General features: G+C 34.7%; 22 protein-coding genes. 8 read left to right on the plus strand and 14 right to left on the minus strand.

Annotation, left to right across the window (positions count from 1 at the left end):
• Positions 1-27: 27 nt before the first annotated feature.
• Positions 28-549 carry a hypothetical protein gene (locus CM19_RS11465; RefSeq protein ID WP_048100585.1) on the minus strand — a complete coding sequence of 174 codons (522 nt, stop codon included), beginning with the start codon at positions 547-549 and terminating at the stop codon, positions 28-30.
• Between the two features lie 72 nt (positions 550-621).
• On the opposite strand from CM19_RS11465, the gene CM19_RS11470 reads away from it, so the two are divergent.
• Both CM19_RS11470 and CM19_RS11475 read left to right on the plus strand, forming a co-directional pair.
• Positions 622-1,335 (plus strand): purine-nucleoside phosphorylase, encoded by a 714-nt coding sequence (locus tag CM19_RS11470; protein WP_048100586.1) that lies wholly within the window; start codon positions 622-624, stop codon positions 1,333-1,335.
• 2 nt (positions 1,336-1,337) lie between these two features.
• Positions 1,338-2,567, plus strand: a complete 1,230-nt coding sequence (locus tag CM19_RS11475) for an HD domain-containing protein (protein ID WP_048100587.1) — start codon at positions 1,338-1,340, stop codon at positions 2,565-2,567.
• On the opposite strand, the gene mvaD is transcribed toward CM19_RS11475, so the two are convergent.
• Complete coding sequence (mvaD, locus tag CM19_RS11480) at positions 2,540-3,514, minus strand: diphosphomevalonate decarboxylase (RefSeq protein WP_048100588.1); 975 nt, start codon at positions 3,512-3,514, stop codon at positions 2,540-2,542. The genes CM19_RS11475 and mvaD overlap by 28 nt on opposite strands.
• Positions 3,507-4,430: a phosphomevalonate kinase gene (locus tag CM19_RS11485; RefSeq protein WP_048100589.1), complete on the minus strand. Its 924-nt coding sequence runs from the start codon at positions 4,428-4,430 to the stop codon at positions 3,507-3,509. Before CM19_RS11485 ends, mvaD begins: the two co-directional genes overlap by 8 nt.
• Before the next feature lie 28 nt (positions 4,431-4,458).
• Between CM19_RS11485 and CM19_RS11490 the strand changes: the two genes are divergently transcribed.
• From CM19_RS11490 to CM19_RS11500, 3 genes are all read left to right on the plus strand, one after another.
• Positions 4,459-5,085, plus strand: coding sequence for a hypothetical protein (locus CM19_RS11490; protein WP_052349549.1), 627 nt, complete (start codon positions 4,459-4,461; stop codon positions 5,083-5,085).
• A gap of 85 nt (positions 5,086-5,170) precedes the next feature.
• A complete protein-coding gene (locus tag CM19_RS11495; protein WP_048100626.1) occupies positions 5,171-5,452 on the plus strand; it encodes an Sso10a family chromatin protein in 282 nt (93 codons plus the stop codon).
• Between the two features lie 2 nt (positions 5,453-5,454).
• Entirely contained in the window at positions 5,455-5,994 is a 540-nt protein-coding gene (locus CM19_RS11500; RefSeq protein WP_048100590.1) for a hypothetical protein, read from the plus strand.
• A gap of 5 nt (positions 5,995-5,999) precedes the next feature.
• On the opposite strand, the gene CM19_RS11505 is transcribed toward CM19_RS11500, so the two are convergent.
• Positions 6,000-6,413, minus strand: a complete 414-nt coding sequence (locus CM19_RS11505; RefSeq protein ID WP_048100591.1) for a glycine cleavage system protein H — start codon at positions 6,411-6,413, stop codon at positions 6,000-6,002.
• Positions 6,414-6,464: 51 nt separating this feature from the next.
• Here CM19_RS11505 and CM19_RS11510 point away from each other — a divergent pair, with 51 nt between their 5' ends.
• On the plus strand, positions 6,465-6,950 hold the full coding sequence (locus CM19_RS11510) for an HAD family hydrolase (RefSeq protein WP_052349550.1): 486 nt from the start codon (positions 6,465-6,467) through the stop codon (positions 6,948-6,950).
• Here CM19_RS11510 and ilvD read toward each other — a convergent pair.
• From ilvD to CM19_RS11555, 9 genes are all read right to left on the minus strand, one after another.
• The gene (ilvD, locus tag CM19_RS11515) at positions 6,947-8,623 is read right to left on the minus strand and encodes a dihydroxy-acid dehydratase (protein ID WP_048100593.1); all 1,677 of its coding nucleotides are present in this window, start codon (positions 8,621-8,623) and stop codon (positions 6,947-6,949) included. The genes CM19_RS11510 and ilvD overlap by 4 nt on opposite strands.
• Before the next feature lie 45 nt (positions 8,624-8,668).
• Entirely contained in the window at positions 8,669-9,175 is a 507-nt protein-coding gene (locus CM19_RS11520) for an NUDIX hydrolase (RefSeq protein ID WP_048100594.1), read from the minus strand.
• Complete coding sequence (locus CM19_RS11525) at positions 9,172-9,774, minus strand: hypothetical protein (RefSeq protein ID WP_048100595.1); 603 nt, start codon at positions 9,772-9,774, stop codon at positions 9,172-9,174. Before CM19_RS11525 ends, CM19_RS11520 begins: the two co-directional genes overlap by 4 nt.
• 289 nt (positions 9,775-10,063) lie before the next feature.
• Complete coding sequence (locus tag CM19_RS11530) at positions 10,064-10,735, minus strand: chlorite dismutase family protein (protein WP_420804730.1); 672 nt, start codon at positions 10,733-10,735, stop codon at positions 10,064-10,066.
• The gene (locus tag CM19_RS11535; protein ID WP_048100597.1) at positions 10,722-11,939 is read right to left on the minus strand and encodes a hypothetical protein; all 1,218 of its coding nucleotides are present in this window, start codon (positions 11,937-11,939) and stop codon (positions 10,722-10,724) included. Before CM19_RS11535 ends, CM19_RS11530 begins: the two co-directional genes overlap by 14 nt.
• A gap of 560 nt (positions 11,940-12,499) precedes the next feature.
• Complete coding sequence (locus CM19_RS11540; RefSeq protein WP_048100598.1) at positions 12,500-12,775, minus strand: hypothetical protein; 276 nt, start codon at positions 12,773-12,775, stop codon at positions 12,500-12,502.
• 25 nt (positions 12,776-12,800) lie between these two features.
• Positions 12,801-13,604 carry a nitrilase-related carbon-nitrogen hydrolase gene (locus CM19_RS11545; RefSeq protein WP_048100599.1) on the minus strand — a complete coding sequence of 268 codons (804 nt, stop codon included), beginning with the start codon at positions 13,602-13,604 and terminating at the stop codon, positions 12,801-12,803.
• Positions 13,595-14,434, minus strand: a complete 840-nt coding sequence (locus CM19_RS11550; protein WP_048100600.1) for an NAD+ synthase — start codon at positions 14,432-14,434, stop codon at positions 13,595-13,597. The genes CM19_RS11545 and CM19_RS11550 overlap by 10 nt, the downstream gene beginning before the upstream one ends.
• Positions 14,394-16,019 carry a hypothetical protein gene (locus tag CM19_RS11555; protein WP_052349551.1) on the minus strand — a complete coding sequence of 542 codons (1,626 nt, stop codon included), beginning with the start codon at positions 16,017-16,019 and terminating at the stop codon, positions 14,394-14,396. Before CM19_RS11555 ends, CM19_RS11550 begins: the two co-directional genes overlap by 41 nt.
• Positions 16,020-16,164: 145 nt before the next feature.
• Here CM19_RS11555 and CM19_RS11560 point away from each other — a divergent pair, with 145 nt between their 5' ends.
• Both CM19_RS11560 and CM19_RS11565 read left to right on the plus strand, forming a co-directional pair.
• A complete protein-coding gene (locus CM19_RS11560; protein ID WP_048100601.1) occupies positions 16,165-17,220 on the plus strand; it encodes a TIGR04084 family radical SAM/SPASM domain-containing protein in 1,056 nt (351 codons plus the stop codon).
• Positions 17,221-17,373: 153 nt separating this feature from the next.
• Positions 17,374-18,090 carry a hypothetical protein gene (locus CM19_RS11565; protein WP_150111441.1) on the plus strand — a complete coding sequence of 239 codons (717 nt, stop codon included), beginning with the start codon at positions 17,374-17,376 and terminating at the stop codon, positions 18,088-18,090.
• On the opposite strand, the gene CM19_RS11570 is transcribed toward CM19_RS11565, so the two are convergent.
• Positions 18,076-20,415: a M1 family metallopeptidase gene (locus CM19_RS11570; RefSeq protein ID WP_048100603.1), complete on the minus strand. Its 2,340-nt coding sequence runs from the start codon at positions 20,413-20,415 to the stop codon at positions 18,076-18,078. The genes CM19_RS11565 and CM19_RS11570 overlap by 15 nt on opposite strands.
• Between the last annotated feature and the right edge of the window lie 64 nt (positions 20,416-20,479).

Below are 20,479 nucleotides of genomic sequence, written 5' to 3' on the forward strand. Positions count from 1 at the left end.
AAAACCTTCATTATAATTTAAAAATGATTAGAACAATTTAAGTTTCTGATAAAGAGCATAGAAGATTAGTTCATTAACAAGATTTAATGGAGTTGAGGAATACAACGTTGAGTCCATTTCATTCTCATTAATTCTTACCTTATAATACAACAATTCCCCCCGCTGCAAGGCTAACGCGAAATAAGAACAATTTTCATAATCACAATATGGGCCGTACTCAATAACTGGCTTTTGTTCGTCAATTGTCACAAGAACGTTTTGAACTCCCCAATCCAAAAGAGTCACTATTTTTATGCTTCCTTCAAATAATGTATCTGTAACTATTCCTAACTCGGTGTATCTAGTCTCTTTTTTAAGGATCTTTAATTGTTGCAGTTTAATTGAGTGCATCATCCTTAAAAATTCCGAATAAGTAAATTCTAGGAAAATATCTCTTCCATCTATATAAATATAAATTTTATCATTTATGAAAGGAGATATATATAATTCTCCTTGCGCGATAGCTGGTTTAACTCCATTAAACGTTACTTCTCCTTCTTTGGAGATCACAACAATATCTTATATCTGGGAAAAATAAAGGTTTGAGCTAACTCTTTTTACTTTTGTTTAATCTTCCTTAGTGTGAATCCTGTACATATATTAGCAAAAAAAGGAGATATTGCAGAAAACGTTTTAATTGTTGGAGATCCAGGAAGGGCTAAAATTTTGTCCTCTATCCTAGAGGATCCAAGAATAGTAAACGAAAATAGAGGATTCTTAATTTATACTGGAAAATATCAAGGAAAGGTAATAAGTATAGCAACCCATGGTATTGGAGGACCTTCAGCTGCAATAGTTCTTGAAGAGTTAATTATGTTAGGTGGAAAAAATTTCATAAGATATGGAACGACGGGAGCGCTAATCCCTGAAATAGGGTTAGGAGATTACATTATTGTTACTGGCGCATCGTACAACCAGGGCGGGACAATCTATCAATACTTGGGAGAAAATAGTTGTATTGCGTCAGTTCCGGACTTAGAGATAGCTTCGTCTCTAGCGTCTAATTTCTCAAAAGAGGGGTTAAAGTTCTTCCTAGGAAACGTTTTCAGTAGCGATGCTTTCTATGCAGAAGATGAAGACTTTGTAAAAAAATGGTCCTCTAGGGGAAATATAGCTGTAGAAATGGAGTGCGCTACTCTATTCACAGTTGGCAAAATAAGAGGAGTTAGAGTTGGAGCAGTACTTGTAGTAAGCGATAATCTAGCTAGAGGTGGTGTATGGATTTCTAAAGAAAAGCTTGAGGAGAGAGTTATGACTGGGGCAAAAGCAATTTTAGATACATTAGCGAAAATATAGAAATGAAACTTATTAGGGATCCCATTCATGGATATATTGAACTTGACGGGAAAATAACTAAAATCGTTTCTTCTCCTTATTTTCAGAGATTGAGATTAATAAAACAGAACGCAATGGCCTATCTAGTCTATCCTGGAATGAATCATACTAGATTCGAGCATTGCTTAGGTGTGATGAATCTGTCAAGGGAGTTTGCAAAGTATGCTTTAGCTAATAATAAAACACGTTTAAGAGATGATATAATTCAATTATCGGCAATAGCGGGATTATTACATGATGTGGGACACGTCGCTTTTTCTCACACTTTTGAGAACGGGTTAATATTGGCTAAAGAAGTATATGGAATAGATATTGACGAAAGAAAGAAGAAGACTCATGTAGATTATGGAATAAGAATTATAAAAGAAGGTCTCTCTAATGAGCTCGATGATTTATCATCAACCTTTGATACAGTTTCCTTTTTAGATGATGTTCTGTCAGAAAAACCAAAGAGTGAAGAGGAGACATTTACGTCTTTATTAATCTCGAATTACGTGGACGCAGATAGGAGCGATTACTTGCTGAGAGATTCTTACTATGCCGGAGTCGAATATGGTATGTTCGATGTAGAAAGATTAAAGAGATTTCTAGTGTTTTTAGACGGAGACAAAATAGCTATTCATAAAAAAGCTATGCCTATCGTGGAGCAATTCCTATTGGCTAGAATGTATATGTTTGAGAACGTATATTTCCATAGCGTTGTTGGAATGTATAATGCGGTACTATCTCATGCAATAGCTGAAATGATTAAAAAAGAGATAATCTCTCCTCCAGATAAAATTGAGGACTTTTTGAAGTTTACCGATTTTTACCTTTTATCTAAGCTAGACCAAGTTAAGGAAGAGTTTAAGGATGCATTGTTGTACAGAACAGGTTTTAAGAGAGTTAAGGTCGACATAACTGGAAATTGCTTAAATGAATTCTCTTCTAGAAAGACTGAAATTAAGGAAGATATGGAAAGCACTGGAGGATTATTCATTTATCATGAGTTTGAAGACGTACCTTATGAGGAAACCGGAAGACCTCTTTACATTTTTGATGGAGAGAAAGTTGAAACTTTAAAAGCAGCATCTACCATAATAAGATCTTTAAGCGAAATAAGAAAGGCAATAATAGCATATCATAAAAAGGCAGAAAATGTGGCTAATAAGTATATCAAAATACTTCAAGAATGTAAGACCTTAGGACCTTGACCTGGCTTACTAACTATATATTTGAGACCTTTGGAATCTAAGAAGGAAATAACGTCACTTAGGTATTTTCTAGTTGTAAATATATGTGGATTTGGACCAGCATCGAAAGTGTAGCCAGCATTTCCAAAATCTTGAACCCATTTCATTATATCTATAGAAATGTCATTAAGATAAAAGAATGAAGGCCAGGAATCCAATATTACGGCATGCATATTGTTACTATGTCTCATCAATAATTCAAAGAATTTCTTCTCATCCCTTCTTCTAACGCTTTCTAAAACCTGTGAAAATGTGTTATCGATAAACTTTAGTCTAGACTCCATAAGATAAGAGGTCTCAACTGATGTCTGCATACCGATTCTAGAGGAAATTCTTTTTTCTTTATCACTAACAATACCAATGACATCAACTAAATCAGGCCAATGATCTTCAGGGAAAACTTGATAACAGAAAGAATCCGATCCATCATCTTTTTGCCCCTTTTCCCATACAACAAAACCTCCTAAAGTACTTCTACAAGCGCTACCTGAACCAATCCTTGCTATTATTGATAATTCCCTTTGTGAAAGCCCAAGACCTAAAGCTTCGTTTAACGCATAGACTAACGACGAAATACCAGCTGCTGAAGACGCTAGACCTACAGATTTAGGGAAGTTTATATCTGAAAAAATTTTGGCATGGAACGTTTTACCGGATTTTTTCCTGAATTGATCGAGAACTCTTCCAGCATAGTCTACGACTTCCCGATCATTTAGGGGAGTTGAATTGACTATAACTATGTCTTTTCCATATCCTTCTTCCAGGATTACTTTAGTCCTTGCATATAATCCATCTAGAGAGACCGAGAAAGAAGGATTTAATGGAAGGTTTAACTTCTTTTCTCCTCTTTTGCCCCAATACTTTACGATAGCAATATTTGGTGGAGCTATGGCCTCCCCTTCAATCAATTCTTAAACCTCCGTCTTCTTTTACATCTATTAAATAAATTCCGGAATTCTTCCATACTTCTCTAACTTTAGAAAGATCCTCACCTATAGCCATTATCACATCTCCTCCACCAGCTCCAGGAGAAAGAGATATAATTGCTCCGTTTTTCTCAGCTAGATTAATTAGCTTTTTCTCATTTTCTGTCTCAAGTTCTACACCAACTCTTTTGGCTAAGTAGTTCAAGAGATCTCTACCTAATTTAACGTGAACAGAAGCTTCATCTAGATATCCCATTTTTAGGAGTTCAATAGCTGTTTCATTTTCGTGATCTATTTCACTTATAATTTCCTTAAACCATTCCTCCTCACTCCTTTTTGAAAATGCCTCTACAAGCTTAACTGTGTCAGAGCTCTTTCCAGTGAAACCCAAAAGAATTTCATAATTACCTATGCCTAAAGGTTCTCTAAACCCGTTTCTCTTATATATTAAGCTACCAAAAACGGCCGCAGCTATATCAAATCCGCTTCCTATGCCTTTTTGTCTTATGAAGTTAGCTCTTTGTGCTATTTCATGAATTTCTTCTAAGTTAATTTTCCCCTTTAGTTCCATATACGCGCAAGCCGTTAAAGCAACTGTAGACGCTGAAGAACTCCCTAGACCTGTCTTTTTGCCATTAATCTGAAATTCATAGTCATTAATGAGTTTTACATGAATATTTGGAAATTCTTGAAATTTTTCCTTGAAGGCAGCTATTACACTTTCTATAATAGGATTACCTGTTTCAGTAAAGTTACCATAAGAAGTCTCAAAGAAAAGCTTATCTTCTCCTATTTTTGTACATCTGACTCTCTTATTTATCGCTATAACGTGAGATATACCACCAAATACCACAGAGTAACTTCCAATCCAAAGAACCTTCCCTGGAGCACTTATCATTTATTATCCTAACATATGATGGTATATTATGATTAACTTTCTAGAGGGTAAAGAGAGAGCTGTACTAACTACAATAGCTCAAGGAGGTCCTGCTGGGATAAGGGCTACAGACCTTTACCCCACTCTTTCTCTCTTTATGAGTCAACAAACTGTTCAGAAGACTATAGAAGATTTGTATTTTTCTGGTTACATAACTATTTTAAGAGACGGAGATGAAGTAAGGTATATCGCGTCAAAACAGGTAAGAAATGCTCTAGTTAACTTGGAAATGCAGAAATATAAATTGGGGAAATATATCGAAAACTTAAAGATGAGAATAGAAGAAATTCAAAAACTAGAAAAGACTATACAGGTTAATGAAATGAAAAAGGTGGCAACAGAAGGCACACAAGTTGTAGCTTTTTCTGTTCTTTCATTGTTGAAAGAAGTTCCAGAGTTAACAATACCTGAGGCTATAGAAATTATATCAAAAATAAACGATGAGGTTCTTTCCAAACTTTTTTCGTTAATTTCTCCTGAAATGACTGAGGAAGACATAAAGCATTTTCTCCTTCTAGTTTCAAAGTATAACGGCGAAAAAGACGCTGAATTACTAAGAATAACTATGGAAGCTATTAAGACTAGAAATGAGAAAAAAAATACAACGAATTCATAATTATAAAATATCATTTTACTGATTTAAAAAGGCCAATAAAAATATTGTGGCAAAGCTTATAAAGAATAAACCAAGAGTTATAATTATGAGAAGCAAGAGAGACCAACTCGAAATTATTTCTGATATAATGACTGTCTTAGAGGAAGGTATATCCAGCAAATCCGGATTAATGAAGTACGCTAATCTCAGTAACAACTTGGTTGAGAAATATGTAGAACTTCTTGTTTCCAGAGGGCTAGTGGAGAATGAGGGCGGGCAATATAAATTAAGCGAAAAAGGAGAAAGACTTTTGAAAAAATTAAAGAAAATTAGAGAGCTCAATTTACAAATAGCTGAGCTTATAAACTCCATATCAGAAGAATTATAGTAATGGAAGATTACACTTTACTGTTTCCAGTTGGAGCTTTTTTACTTATAGAATCCACTGCACTTTATTTTATATCTACTAAAAAAGTAGAAGATGTAGAAAAGAATTGGAGTAATATAAAGGACGTATACATGATAAAGGTTTTTGGATATATCCTCGATTTTATATCGTCAATGGATGTAGAGGATAGCCTAATAGAAGTTATAAATGTAAAGAGTAAGGAAGCCTCAAAAGCTATAGAAGAGAGAATAACTAGTTCTAGTAATAGTATAAAGGATCTTGCAAAAAAAATTGACATGATAGAAAAAGTCCAGAGTTACATCTCAAAAATTTCGTCCACTAATAAGGAAATGAAATATACAATTTTTGCGAGTATGATTGTTATGGGACTTTCGTTTGTTGGATCAAGTTTAGGTAATATATTTCTAGGAATAACGATTGGACTGGAATTAGTAGTCATGTATTATACAATTTATGCACTGATAAGTTATAGAGATTTAAAGAAACAAATCAATCGTGTTAAAAATGATATAAAAGATTAAACATTTTATCTTTTTATTCTATCAGCTTCTTTTTCAAAGAATTCTTTAACTTCTTCTAATCTCTTAAATCTTTTTTGAAATTCGGTTACCTTTAACTTTACAATCCAGCTAGAATACGGATTCTCATTTAAGAGATCTGGATTTTTAACTACTGTATCATTTATGTCTAGTATTTCACCGTTTATAGGGAGTCTAAACTTTCCCACCCATTTAGCGCTTTCAAGAGTAAAAATTGTAGTCTTAGGATTAACCTCTTCTCCTTTCTGTTTTACCTCTACTTGAAATATCTTACCTGCCATATATTGACCTATATCTGTTATCCCAACTGAAATTATATCTTCACCTTCATCTTTTATCCAAATGTATTTTTCTTCATCGTATAGCAAATCGTCTGGAAAAACGAAACCTTTAATTTCCATACTAAAGAGTAGTAGTTAAAACTTAAAAATTTTAATTATTCTAATAAGATTATGAAATATGCTGTTTGGCTGGATGGAATTATTCTGGACATAGATTTAACGGATATGCTTCTTAGGCAATATAAAGGCGAGGATGTAGAACTTCCTTTAATTGATAAGATTTACCCAGATTGGAATGAATTCAAGAAAATTTTCAAAGAAGATATAATCATTGTATCTCCATATAATGAAGAGAAAACTAGAATGATTATAAAAAAACTAGGAGATTTCCCATTTATATATTCTGATGGGAAGACTAAACCTAGTAAAAAGCCGATGGAAGTCTTATTTTCAAGTTTTTCATTAGATCCTTTGCGAACAATTGTTATAGGTTCCTCTCCACTCGACTTGTTGTCAATTAGATTTTACGATTCGAGAGTAAAATTTGTCTGCATAAAAAGGAAAGCTAACTGCTCAAAATATTCTCCTTATTTGCAGGTAGACAATCTAATGGAGTTAGTTAAGAGTCTAAAAAGACTAAAAATAGAAGGAAACTAATAAGGGACTAGAACTGCCCCTTTTGCTGAAGATGCCACTAACCTTGAGTATTGAGCTAAGAGTCCTGTTTTATACCTAGGTTCTGGCTGTACCCATTCTGAAAGTCTCTTCTTTATTTCTCCTTCTGATAGTTCTAGATCTAATCTTCCTGAATCAGCATCTATTGTAATGTAATCTCCATCTTTAACTATTGCTATTGGACCTCCAGAAGATGCTTCTGGTGCAACATGACCAACCATAATACCCCTAGTTGCGCCTGAAAATCTGCCATCAGTGACAAGAGCAACTTGTTCTCCTAGACCCATTCCAACTATTGCTGCAGTAACTGCGAGCATCTCCCTCATACCTGGACCTCCCTTAGGCCCTTCGTATCTTATTATCACTACATCTTTCTCTTTAATGTCTCCTTTCTGAACAGATGCAAATGCTTCTTCCTCCGAATTAAATACTCTAGCTGGACCTCTATGTTTCTTTACTTTACTTGCGGATGCCTTTATTACTGCTCCTTCAGGAGCTAATGTTCCCTTTAAGATTCTTATCCCTCCTGAAGGAGTAAACGGATTGTTTAGATCTCTAACTACTGTCGAATGATCTACGTCTGGAATCTTGTACTCCTCTAAGTTTTGCCTCATAGTCTTTCCAGTTACTGTAATCGTGTCGCCATGTAAGAGATTTGCATCTAATAACTTCTTTAATATTACCGGAACTCCTCCAACTCTGTTAAGATCTGCCATTACATAATCGCCTCCTGGTTTCATGTTTACTATTTCCGGGACTTTTTTACTAATTCTATCAAAATCATCAAGACTTAACTTAACTCCTGCCTCATGGGCAATCGCCAACAAATGAAGTACAGCATTGGTTGATCCTCCAGACGCCATTAGTGCAGTAATAGCGTTTTCGAATGCCTCAAACGTCAATATATTTCTAGCTTTTAAGCCAATCTCCATTAGTCTCATTAATTTGTTACCAGTCTCCTTTGCGTACATTACTCTCATTGAATCAACTGCTGGTGGAGATGCACTACCTGGAAGAGCTAAACCGATTGCTTCTGATATCATTGCCATAGTATTTGCGGTATATAACCCACCGCAAGCTCCTGGACCTGGTATAGCGTTATTTTCCATTATTCTTAGGTCTTCTGCACTTATCTTTCCAGAGGCATAAGAACCTACTGCCTCGTATACATCGCCAATAGCTATTTTCCTACCCTTGAAGTCTCCAGGTAATGTAGTACCTCCATACATAAAGATAGATGGTAAGTTAAGCCTAGCCATAGCCATCATTAAACCAGGTTGTGTCTTATCACAGCCACCTAAAGCTACAAAACCGTCATAACCGTGAGCATTAACTGAAAGTTCCACTGTGTCAGCTATAACTTCTCTACTAACTAGCGAGTATTTCATTCCCTCACTTCCCATAGCTATACCGTCTATTACTAGAGGAGTAGTAAATGTCCTTGGTGTACCGCCACCTTCTCTTATTCCTTCCTTTACCACTTGGGATATGCCTAGGAGATGTATGTTGCAAGGCCCTGCTTCACTCCAAGCAACAGCTATTCCAACTAAAGGTTTAGATACATCTTCATCTGATAAACCCATTGCCTTTAGAAATGCACGATTTGGCGCTTTTTCATAACCGCCATAGACCTTATTTGACCTAGATTTATCCATTGCAAATAAAGTAGAGAACAGTAAAATTTAAACCTCACACTAGTCTTAACTTTTAGCTAAAGTAGTCAAGTAATAGAGAATTCCTGCAACGGTTTTCATATCTGATATCTTACCAGACTTGATCATTTCAACAATTTGCATTAATGGCATTCTTACAATTTCTATTACTTCATAATCCTCTGGTCTTGATCCTACAAAATTAAGGTCTTTCGCTACGTAAATATGCATTAACTCATCAGATATTCCAGGAGATGGGTAAAGATCTATTAAGTGTATAAGAGTATTTGCCTCAAAACCCGTTTCCTCAACTAGTTCCCTTTTAGCAGTTGTTTCTGGATCTTCTCCCTCATCTATCGTTCCTGCAGGAAGTTGTAATAGCCATTTTCCTACTACTGGTCTATACTCTTTTACTAAGATTACTTCGTTATCTATAAGCGGTAATATAACTGAAGATCCCCTGTGCTTTACATACTCTAACTCTCTTATTTTTCCGTTAGGTAGTTCAGTTTTCTCGATGTAAACCTCAAATTTTTTTCCTGAAAATATTTTCATAAGCTCTTAAATGGACCAAAATTTAAGTACTTTTTTGCTTTCTCGTATATTTCCTCCCAATCCAGTTTATATGCTATAATAAATAATACTGTAAATGAAATTGATGAAATTATACCTAGTTCGAAAGCCGATACACCTATTGCTTCTGCTACTTTGATAAGTCCAAAAACCTCAATAGGAATCTCAATGCTGCTCTTTATTATCTTTGCTCCAATAGTAATCTTAAACATTCTAAATAATGGAGCCTTAGCTGTTCCACCAACTAGAAAGGCGAAATCGTCTAGCGGAACTAGAGGAAGAAGGGCAAGAATGAATAAAGCAATGTAAAATGGCTTTCCCTTAACGAGTTTCATAAAGAAGGATATATTTTTGTTAGTTTTGATTCTCTTCTCTACTCCATATCCTACAGCATACATAAAGACTTTCGCTATCGCTGCACCTATAGCTGTCACTGCTATTGCCTCTATAATGTTGATCAAATTTATCCCGGATTTTATGACAAGAGTTGACGCAACCAGAGTATATGGAGTTCCAAAGAAAGGTATGGCATTAGTCCCAACTGATATAGCAAAAATGATAATTATATAATAAAGATTCATGCAAGGTAAATCTCTATTTCATTCTTAATAAGATTTCTCATAGGCGTTCGTAAAAATAGTTCTTAAAGTATAAATTTTATATATAAAAAATAATTAGATATTAACTTAAAATGCATAGAGTAATGAGAGATGAAAATGGAAAGAGAAATAAGAATGCACAAGTTTCTTTATATTTTATCATATTTAATAGCAATTATTTAGCTAATAAGTAAAGCATTATTAAGAATTCCTCAGTCCATAGCATGAAGAAGATTAGAGATTTATTAATATTAATAAAAGTTCAATAATCCTATCCTATAAGAAAATCTAGATCCCTAAGCTCTCCCACAAGTATTGGCTCTTCTTTCGTTATCCATTTTCTGGCTTGCACTTCCCTTAACTTCTCCACTACCTCTGTCCAGCTTTCCAGATCTGGTATTTCATATATTACCACAAATTCATAATCCCCAATACCGAAGGAATACGTAGTGAAGGATCTTATTCCTTTATTTTTAGGATGGTTTATTGCTGTACTTATATGTTCTTTCATTATCTTTTCTCTTTCTTCAAATGGCAGGAGATACCACTCTACAGACTTCTTCATGGGATAGGCAACAAAGTACCTTAAAGGCTGTAACTTAAGTATAGAAAAAGGAATCTCATTCGATGAAGTATATGGAGATGGCTTAAAGATAGAGAGGAAAAGATTACTCTCCTCTGCATATCCTTTTACTGAGTTTAATACTGATGTTCTAAACTCTTCAAGCTTTGTAGTATCCTCAGATGAAGCCCAATAAACCAAGTGAGAATGGTAAGATAACGACGCATATCTCTTTAATGAGATAAGCCTTTTTGAGTTTTTATCCTCTATAGCTTTTAAAGATCCTAAAACTTCCTCTTTTTCCTCTTTAGAAGATCTCCACCAATCCCTACAAAAGCCAAGCGAAAATACATACATATAAGCGAAATTAGTCATCCTTATTCAGCTCATTTAGTATATCAGAATAAATTATTAACGCTTCCTCTAAGCTCATTAAATAACCTATAAAGTACCTTGACGCGTTTTTCTTTATAAATTCGTCCAATATTTCGTATCCATCAGACGTTGGCCCATTTGAAATTCTCTGAACGTATTCGTCGAACAACTGCTTAGTTTTAGTAACTATTATGAAGCCTACTGGTATAACTCTTATACTCATTATTGAAGAGTTATATGATCCAATTTCCTTCATGGCAGTGTCGCTAACTCCGAAATAGTTTACTTCACTTACTCTAAACCTCTTTAGAATATTTTCTGCCTTTACCTTCATCTTCTTTACTTCTCCAGGGACATCCTCAAGTAGAATTGCCTTAGCTGGCATAAGAACTTCTACTCCTCCTTCTTCAGAAAGTCTGTCTAAGTAAAGTATTGCTCTAAGAACTTTTGAAAATCTTCTTCTGTTCCTCAAGATTATTCCTCGCTTAGCATTGGCGTCATCAGTAGAGAAGAAACCTAAGAAGTACTTAAAGATTACACCTACAAAATACTTATCGCCATTCTCCGTAGTTATTTCAGTTGGCGATGGTATTTCATCCAATGACTCTTTATAGACAATAGCTACATCATCAGAGTTAACTAGTGATCTAACATAGTCTTCGAAATCTGCTACTCTCTCCTTTCTATCTTCCACAAGTTGGCCTACTTCATTATAGATTTTTATATGAGGCGCGTCACTAGATGTGTCCATAACTATTTGCATTAGGGGAAAGGTATCCTCTTTCCTTATTACAGTTGAAGCGTAAATGAAATTGGAAAACTTAACTACACTTATTATATACTTACTTTCTACATCACTTACTATCGCTGCATGCTTAGATGCGGCTTTCGCCAGGCTCTCTATATCGTACCATTTCTCGCTTAAGACAAGGTCTTCAGTTTCCTCTATTTTGTCTCCGTCTCCGAATCTAAATATAATAGCCTTAACGTTTAGCTCCTCAGCAACTTGATCTATTACCTCCTTAATCAACATGTCTATTTGTGGAACGGGAGGAATTAAATAGTGATCGTCCTTTTCCAGCTTATGAACGTGAATCCCATTATCCTCTAAAGAGATTGTTAAAATTTTTCTCTCGTTTCCTTTATCGTCAACCAAAGAACATGAAACCACTGCCTCACTGGGATAAGAATATACTTGAAGTATGTTCAACGTTATCAGCCTTCCTATATAGTATCTTAGCAGAATTCATAGAAAAACATTATCATACTATCAATTTGACTTAATGTTCTTATTATTGCCCGGATTAGGTAATGTTATCAATTCAGTGGAGTAAAGCGATCTCAATGAACATGATGTCAGGGTATAGCGTATCCAAGATAAGTCAAGCAATGTTCGCAATGAATAGAACTATATAAAGATAATTTTTGAAGTTAAGTAAAGTAGCGATGACGTTCCTCGGATATCCTCCAACCTCTCAATCTGTTCCCATTCTTTTCTGCTTTTTGTCTAATTCTATTAGAGCTACTAACTTTCCCCATAAATGTAATAACTATAATATTAGCATTGAAAGCCTAAGCGAGACTGTTAGCTATAGTGATACCCAAGAAGGAACCACCTGAGTTTAGCCTTGTACTTCATGTTAGCTTATAATCGGATTCTTGTTGTAGTTCATCCGGTTATATGGTACAATATATCAATAACTCGTTTTCTAGAAATAAAATAAACCTCTTAAAAGATATACAGGAAATTTAAAACTAATTTTTATCAAATTAAAAATGGAATCTTTTCTGATACATGCCAAGAAGATCAAACAGCAAAAGGACTATCATTAGAGATATTCCAAGTAAATAAAAAATACCATGTAATTCAATCATAAGCAAAGGAAGTACAGCTAAGGGAATAAGAATTTTGTTACTAGAAACTTTGAAAAATGTTAAGAGCGCTACTCCCAAGAGAAATGCTGGACTAACAATAGATAATAACAGCAACAGTATTATCAGCAATACAAGAAGAAAATCAAAGAACTTAGTTTTCTGGAGTAGCATTACATTTTCTTGAAAATATAAGTATTTAAAGGTTTGACATAAAAGCGTGAAAATCTCTTTGATGATCCCTAAAACTACTAAAGTATCTTGCTCTCCTCACCTCATCTAGGTTTAACTTAAATGTCAACCTATCTTCTTCTAGTCTCTTCCCCTTAACTATAATCTTGCCAAATGGAGATGATATCATAGAACCGCCCCAGAAATATTCTTCGTCTTGACTACCTACAGAGTTAACGAAAATCATCCATACGTTCTGCATAAGACTATGAGCCCTCAAAAGAGTTTCCCAATCCTGTTCTATAGTTAGAGTACTTGATAAACCTCTCAACGGAGAGGAAGATGGAACAAATATAACCGAGGCACCCATAAGGGAAAGTGCTTCAACTGGTTCACTATGCCATACATCTTCACAAATAGCAACACCAAAGGATATATCCTTAAACTTGAATATCTTTACATCCTTCCTTGGATCTCCAGGTTGGAAGTACCTCCTTTCCTCAAATAGGCCATAAGTTGGGGGATAAAACTTATACACATATTCCCTTTTTCCGTTCATGAGAACGACTGCAGTATTTCTTAGAATTCCAGGATGATACTCCCTAATTGTACCAAAAATTGCGCATTTACCTTGTTCGGCCAGTTTTTCCTCCGCTGTTTCGGCATCTTTTATGATATCATACGTTATATCCCTTAAAATGTAACCAGTTAAGGATAACTCAGGGAATATGACGCATTCTGCTGAAGAAGTTGAAAGTATGTCAATATGTTTCTCTAGATTAGAAGTTATATCACCTTGCTTAACCCTTATCTGAGCTAACTCTACCTCCATTGCCTAGGATACCTCCAATCGGAGTTTATAGATCTAGAACTCAACCTAAATATCTCTGGTGGAAGTCTCTTATGTTGAGATGAGATAACTAAATCTTTTATCTTTTTCACTAAATCTTTATTAATTTCTAATTCCGCTGAAATTTCTTCAGTTCCTTTCATCTCTTCTACCATCAAGTAAAGTACAGCGTCAGCCAAATCATATCCAAAACCCAACTCTCCTTCAGCAGATTGACCCTCCCAAAGGGCTGGAGAACTAGGTTTCCCTACTACTTTTTCTGGAACTCCAAGGAATTTGCCTAACCCTCTAACTTGAGTCTTGTATAAATCGCCTATAGGTAGTACATCTACACCCCCATCTCCATATTTCGTAAAATACCCTAAGAGGAGTTCGCTCTTATCCCCCGTACCAATAACTAGGTAATTCATTTTCTGTGCAAATGCATAGAGAAGAGTCATCCTTACTCTTGCTTTAACGTTACCTATCACTTTCTTATCTTCACCTACACTTTCCTTAAATTTCTCAACTATGGGATCAATAGTAATGAAAGAATACTTATCCTCAGCAGAAAGCTCTGTAATTATATCTAGTGAGTCTTGTATATCCTCCTTAGGAGTTGATTCAGAAGGCATAAGTAGAAAGTAAAAGTTATCTACAGCTTTACTTAGTAAATATGCAGTTACTGCAGAATCTACACCGCCGCTAATTCCTAAAATTCCGCCTTTTGCGCCAGCATTTTGTATATAATCCTTTATTCTTAGTGTCAAGTATTCAGAGATAGATGAGTAATCAATTCTTTCCAATCTCTCCAGTACTTGTTGAATTCTCATATGTCAAATTTATCTTTGTGGAGTTAATATCTACTTGATAAGAACTCATGAAATAACCTGAATATACTTGGACTGTAAAACTTGATGAATTTATAAATAGCTTGGGGTTATTTGTATATGCTAATATCTCTCTAGTGGAATTAGGTGGTATGCTACTATTTGTGAAGTTCCATACCATGTTTAGAGAATTTGGAACCGACACCCTAATAAGGGTAATATTTACTGATTCATTTCTAGTATTTTTGACTATGATGCTCAATTCGCTTACAGGATTAGACTCTTCAGGAACTGAGACGCTAACAACTTTTATTGGATCCTGTGAAACATATTGAACATGAGATATTGCCCCAACAGAAGTTAAAGTAAACATAAAAATAAAAAGAGAGGCAATTAACTCCTTCCTTATAACGTTAAAGTTGAGTGATATTTTATTACTTCCCTCTTTCTCTAAATTAAATATTGAAAGAAACATCAACTCCGGCCACATTAAGAAATAGCTAGTTAAGGTTCTCCAAGAAAACCATAAAATAATCATTGGAAAGACCCAAATAGTTTCTTTAATTAATGAAAAGAGTCTAAAATACATATACAAGCAAAATATTCCTATTAATCCCATAGTGATTGTGAAAAACCAAGGTTCTACAGTAAGAAATGACGTTAGGTTAAATATTGTTAGACCAGTAAATGCTACAGGGATTGTGCTTGAATCATCAGTAAACACACTAAGGAACGCGTGCGCGTTCCAGAATAAAAATGGTAAGTTAATTACCAAAATACTAACTATAAATCCAAATAATATATCTTTTACATCTTTTCGTTTATAAATTAATAAGAATGGAGTAATTATCCATGGTATCTGATTAAATGAATCCGCTAAAGCCATGAAAATGCCAGATTTCTTTCCTTTCGTAATATAACTCATAGCCATAAATAAGGCCCAAACTGGAGCATTGACACCAGAAAATGAGGGAGCTAAGAGACCAGCAGTAATAAAAGAAAATATAACAGGTAAAACGGCTATAGGATCTCCAGTTTTTTTCCCTTGAAAATATATAAGAGTTACTAAAAGATCTTGTGCAATAATATTTATCAAGTTTAAGTAAGATAACATTAAAAAATGAGAAAAAATGAGAAAAAATGGAAAATAAACCAAAAATGATAAAGGAGGATAAATAAACGCATGAGCTACAGATCCGCTCAGAAGGTACGTAGGACTTACCCCAATAGGTGAGTACAATTGGGCATAAGGATCTTTTCCTAGAAGTAAATATCTATCTGCTTGAGTTATATATTCCATATCATCTGTCCCAAATCCCTTTATAGTTGATATCGATATGATAGTATACGTTAGAATGGATATTATCACAACTATATCGTCTATTTTATCAATTCTTCTATCGCGATTAATTAGCCAAGGATTAAGAGCTATAATAAAAATTGCTATAACAGAGAAGAAGCTTAGTGATAGGATTGCTGCTGAAATAGGATTTTCAAGGATGTTAATTCTATAAGCCAGAATAAATAATGATGCCATTATTACTAATCCTACAGTGAGATAAATTACCTGTCGTCGAGTTTCAGCCATTACTCATAGTAATAAATGTAAAGAATTTAAGATTTATCGATAACTAAGGCCATAACTAATAAGTATAAAAGTATTGAAGCTTAAGACATAGTATATAAGAGTTCATGAAGCTTAGTTTCTTTAACCAAGAGATATACTTCTATTCGTGCTATGGTTAGTATTCACTACTGGAAAATGTAACCTGATCTGCGACTATTGTGGAGGTTCGTTTCCAAAAGACATTGTTCCATGGAATGCAACATATAATATTCCTAAAATAAAGAGCCTGGTAGAAAACGACAAAGATTCAACAGTAATATTTTACGGGGGTGAACCTCTAGCTAATCCTAGATTTATCAGCGAATTTATGGATAGAGTTAAAGCCAATAGGTACGGCATTCAAACAAACGGTACTTTAACTAAAATGCTTGGAGAAAAATATTGGAGGAAAATGAATGTAGCTCTATTCTCTATAGATGGACGAAAGGAAATCACTGATAAACATAGAGGAAGAAATATTTATGACACTGTTATAAAAAATGCTTCCTACGTTAAATCCTTTGGAGTTGAGCTAATAGCTAGAATGACAGTAACTATGGATACTGATATTTATAGTGATGTTATGCATTTGATAAATCTGGGAATATTCGATAAAATCCATTGGCAACTCAATGTTATATGGACAGATAAGTGGGACATTAAAAAATGGGCTAACGAAAGTTACTTACCGGGAATACGAAAGCTCACGGAATTCTTCATTAGCAAATTATTTGACGGAAAAATAATCAAGATAATTCCAATTTTAGGTGTAATTAATGCTCATTATTTTGGTCCATACAAGGGATCTCCATGTGGTGCAGGCTACAAGTCTGTATCAATAACCACCGATGGGAGAGTTTTATCTTGTCCAATAGCTGTGAGAGAAGAGTGGGCAGTCCTAGGAGACATAAATAGAGGATTTAAGTTAATGGAGGAACCACTACCAGAACAATGCAGGACGTGTGATCTTAAAAGGTATTGTGGAGGAAGATGTTTTTATGCATCAAAGGAAAAATATTGGGGTGAAGAGGGGTTTTGGGAAGTAGACGAAATAAATAAGCAATATTTAAAAATAATATTGTCACAAATCCCGGAAGTAGATAAGGCAATTAGAAGTGGTAGTATTAGCCTAGATGAACTAAAATATGACCCTACCATGGACTCAACGGAAGTTATACCATAACATTTTTAATATATAATTTTAATACCTAAAAATCGAGATAAATAAAAGCTAAGTATTAAAGTTAGAACTACATGATGTCATATGTGACACTATTATATAACGTATCTATAGATTATGTCGTTATATACCTTAAAAATTTTGGAGGGTAATAGGATGGAAATTGGAAAATCTCAAGATATATCAAAGAAAGTAAGTTCCATGATCAATTCTGCAATCGAAAGTATTGTAGTTCTTTCAGGGGAAATAGGAATTGATTTAGCTAAAGAAATTGTTAGAAAAGCAGCAAGCGGGGTTAATACATCAATAATTACATCAGATGCACAATTAGCTAATTTCCTTGAAGATTATAGACATAACTATGGGCAAGAGATGCTTAAATCATTACACTTAGAGATATTAAATTTAAATAGAAAAATATCCATACTCGCCCGAATTCCTTTTGTGGTATTGGTTCTATCAATTGCAGCCTTAATTGTAACCTTTATTAGAGATGGTTATACATCTTTGTCCTTTATTGTTTTGATTTTAATTACAGTTCCTCTTACAATAATAATATTTTTTGTGACTAGAAGGATGAGAGGGAAACTTGAGAGTGAAACAGGAGTAAAAAATGACAATTACCAGCGAACTTTAGAGGAGTATAAGGAATTAAAGGAAAATCTAAGGAAAAGATTGCATATTACTCTAGTCCCTGAAAAAATAAATTTCTCTATTTTAATAGCTGACAATAACTCGCTTCTGACTTCAGGAAAGCTCGAAATATATGGAGGTTCTAACAATAGCAGAAATGAGCTTGTTTTGACAGAAGAAATGAGTAAAGATAATGCATTAAAAATAATTTCTTTTATAGTTAATTTAAATAAGATTTGAAATTATCTCTAGCATCTCCATCCCTTGTTCAATTCCTTTCTCTGCCTCTGGAATTGGATGTAAAGAGAAGAACTTCTTTACCTCTTCCACTCTACCTATTCCTAGAAGAGGTAACGTGTCGGAGAGAACTCTCCCGAATATTCCAGTTCCAGCTAGAGACTTCCTCGGAAAATCAATGTAAGTCTTTAACCATGTCCAAACGGCTCCACGTGTGTACGGATTTGACGATGCTAATGGAAGTATTCTTACTATGTCCTGTTTCTTTATATCACCTGTAAATGAAAGGCTTAATGTATTTACTACTAGGTGACCTTCTCTGAATGAGAGTAATGCTTTTAGGTATCTCTGTTTTTCCTCATCAAATTTTTGAGTTCTATACGCATTAAGGATCTCGTCATATACTCTTTCACCTCCAGAAGCCGCATATGCCATAACTACCGCATCCTTAAGGTTAGGATCAACAGAATCAAGCCTCGTGTACTCTTTTGACAAGTCCTTAGCAAAGTCATTGTCCATCATTACCATGTTCTCTACCAAGGAAGCATATGTAAGCCTTGATAATGGGTCAGTTTTAGTAGCCCATATTTCAAGCTGTGATTTATGGAACTCTAAGGCTAGACCTCCGTACTTTTCCTTATTTACTAGGAAGAGGAAATAGAGTTGATCAGCAATCTCCCTTACTGGTAAATAGTTATACTCCTTAAGCATAGACCTAATGACCTTTTCATACTCTTGGAAGGTCACCTGTTTGGCCAAAAGAAGGTAGAAGTAGTCATTAACTAACCCGAATTTCTCAAGACCATTCATCTCACTAACTCTGTTGAGATCTGCGTACTTAACTCTGTAGAAACCTGCCTTATTTAGATTTACTTTTAGACTTTTAATGTCAGTTCCGACATCTATCTCTTTATTTTTCTCATCGAAGAGCATTTCTGTTCTCTTCCCATTAATCTCAATTGTTATTGGAATGAGATAAGTCTTCTCATCTGTACTTCCGTCTTGCATAAATCTCTTTTGTTCTAACTTTACTTTACTACCGTTTATGCTCACGGTTATTAATGGATATCCTTCTTGCTTTATCCAAGATTCCATTATCCTATCTACAGGTTTGCCAGAGGCGTCCTTCAGGCTCTTCCAAAGGTTTTCTCCTTTAGCGTTAGAGTACTTATACTGTTCTAAGTAACTTCTTATTCCCTTTCTAAAGTCCTCCTCTCCAAGGTAGGCTTCTATCATCCTCAATATACTAGCTCCTTTTCCATAGCTTATATCATCAAATATTTGTTCAATATCCTCAATTTTTTCCACCTTAGCTTCTATTGGATGCGTTATGTGCAAAGAGTCCTTTAGCATAGCTCCTGCTGTTTCATCAAGAACGAATTGACCCCAGTAGTCCCATTCAGGTTTAATTGTATTTACAGCCTTGTAACTCATGAAAGTTGCGAAGCTCTCATTTAGCCAAAGGTCGTCCCACCACTTCATTGTCACTAAATCACCAAACCACTGATGGGCTAATTCATGAGCTATAACTTCAGCAACTCTCATTGTCTGTCGTAAGCTAGATGTTTTGTCAGCTAGTAATGCTGTTTCTCTAAACGTAATAGCACCCCAATTCTCCATTGCGCCAAAAGCAAACTCCGGAACTGCTATCAAATCCTCTTTTGGCAAAGGATATTTTACGCCAAAATAGTTCTCATAAAAACTTATGAACTGCCTTCCAAATTGCTTAGGTATATCTGACCTTGATATCTTTCCGGGAGTAGTTATGACTCCAACTATAGGAGAAGAAGAGAAATCATAATTTACCTCAAATTTTCCTATACCTAAGTAAAGTAGATAGGTTGACATCCTGGGAGTTTTCATGAATTCAATGATCTTCCTATTTCCATCTCTTACAATTCTCTCAACTGGTGTGTTCGATATTACATCTAAATCTTCGCCAACTTTTACCGATAGTTTGAACTCGGCCTTATAGGCTGGATTATCAACGCATGGTATAAACTTCCTTGCGTGGGAGGACTCAAATTGAGTAGAGACCATATATGAATCTCCATAAGGTGCTACATAGATTCCTACTAAGTCATCTCTTACTTTAGCTTGGAAATCTACCTCAATTTCTCCCGTGAACTTTCCCAGTGGAATCGATATGGAATTTTCTCTTTTTGCAAAATTAATATTATTCCCATTTATTTTTACCGATGTGACTTCGATTCCTTCTGCATCGAGAACTAGCTCGTCATCTACGTTTAGCTTTATCTTCTCAATTCCGGAATACTTTAAATTCTTAAAATCAAAATCTATAAAAATATTATAGTATTCTATCTGCATGAGTTTGATTATATGCTCCAGTTATTAAGGTTAGGTGACATACTCACTATTAAGAATGATGATG

It is taken from the genome of Candidatus Acidianus copahuensis (assembly GCF_000632495.1).
Taxonomy (GTDB): domain Archaea; phylum Thermoproteota; class Thermoprotei_A; order Sulfolobales; family Sulfolobaceae; genus Acidianus; species Acidianus copahuensis.

Bases quoted from the DNA above. Each gene is read 5' to 3' on its own strand.
- CM19_RS11570 (WP_048100603.1), bottom strand. From the start codon at position 20,415: ATGCAGATAGAATACTATAATATTTTTATAGATTTTGATTTTAAGAAT.
- CM19_RS11565 (WP_150111441.1), top strand. From the start codon at position 17,374: ATGGAAATTGGAAAATCTCAAGATATATCAAAGAAAGTAAGTTCCATG.
- CM19_RS11490 (WP_052349549.1), top strand. From the start codon at position 4,459: ATGATTAACTTTCTAGAGGGTAAAGAGAGAGCTGTACTAACTACAATA.
- CM19_RS11495 (WP_048100626.1), top strand. From the start codon at position 5,171: ATGAGAAGCAAGAGAGACCAACTCGAAATTATTTCTGATATAATGACT.
- CM19_RS11525 (WP_048100595.1), bottom strand. From the start codon at position 9,774: ATGAATCTTTATTATATAATTATCATTTTTGCTATATCAGTTGGGACT.
- CM19_RS11475 (WP_048100587.1), top strand. From the start codon at position 1,338: ATGAAACTTATTAGGGATCCCATTCATGGATATATTGAACTTGACGGG.
- CM19_RS11555 (WP_052349551.1), bottom strand. From the start codon at position 16,019: ATGGCTGAAACTCGACGACAGGTAATTTATCTCACTGTAGGATTAGTA.
- CM19_RS11550 (WP_048100600.1), bottom strand. From the start codon at position 14,434: ATGAGAATTCAACAAGTACTGGAGAGATTGGAAAGAATTGATTACTCA.
- CM19_RS11485 (WP_048100589.1), bottom strand. From the start codon at position 4,430: ATGATAAGTGCTCCAGGGAAGGTTCTTTGGATTGGAAGTTACTCTGTG.
- CM19_RS11505 (WP_048100591.1), bottom strand. From the start codon at position 6,413: ATGGAAATTAAAGGTTTCGTTTTTCCAGACGATTTGCTATACGATGAA.
- CM19_RS11510 (WP_052349550.1), top strand. From the start codon at position 6,465: ATGAAATATGCTGTTTGGCTGGATGGAATTATTCTGGACATAGATTTA.
- CM19_RS11520 (WP_048100594.1), bottom strand. From the start codon at position 9,175: ATGAAAATATTTTCAGGAAAAAAATTTGAGGTTTACATCGAGAAAACT.
- CM19_RS11540 (WP_048100598.1), bottom strand. From the start codon at position 12,775: ATGCTACTCCAGAAAACTAAGTTCTTTGATTTTCTTCTTGTATTGCTG.
- CM19_RS11545 (WP_048100599.1), bottom strand. From the start codon at position 13,604: ATGGAGGTAGAGTTAGCTCAGATAAGGGTTAAGCAAGGTGATATAACT.
- ilvD (WP_048100593.1), bottom strand. From the start codon at position 8,623: ATGGATAAATCTAGGTCAAATAAGGTCTATGGCGGTTATGAAAAAGCG.
- CM19_RS11500 (WP_048100590.1), top strand. From the start codon at position 5,455: ATGGAAGATTACACTTTACTGTTTCCAGTTGGAGCTTTTTTACTTATA.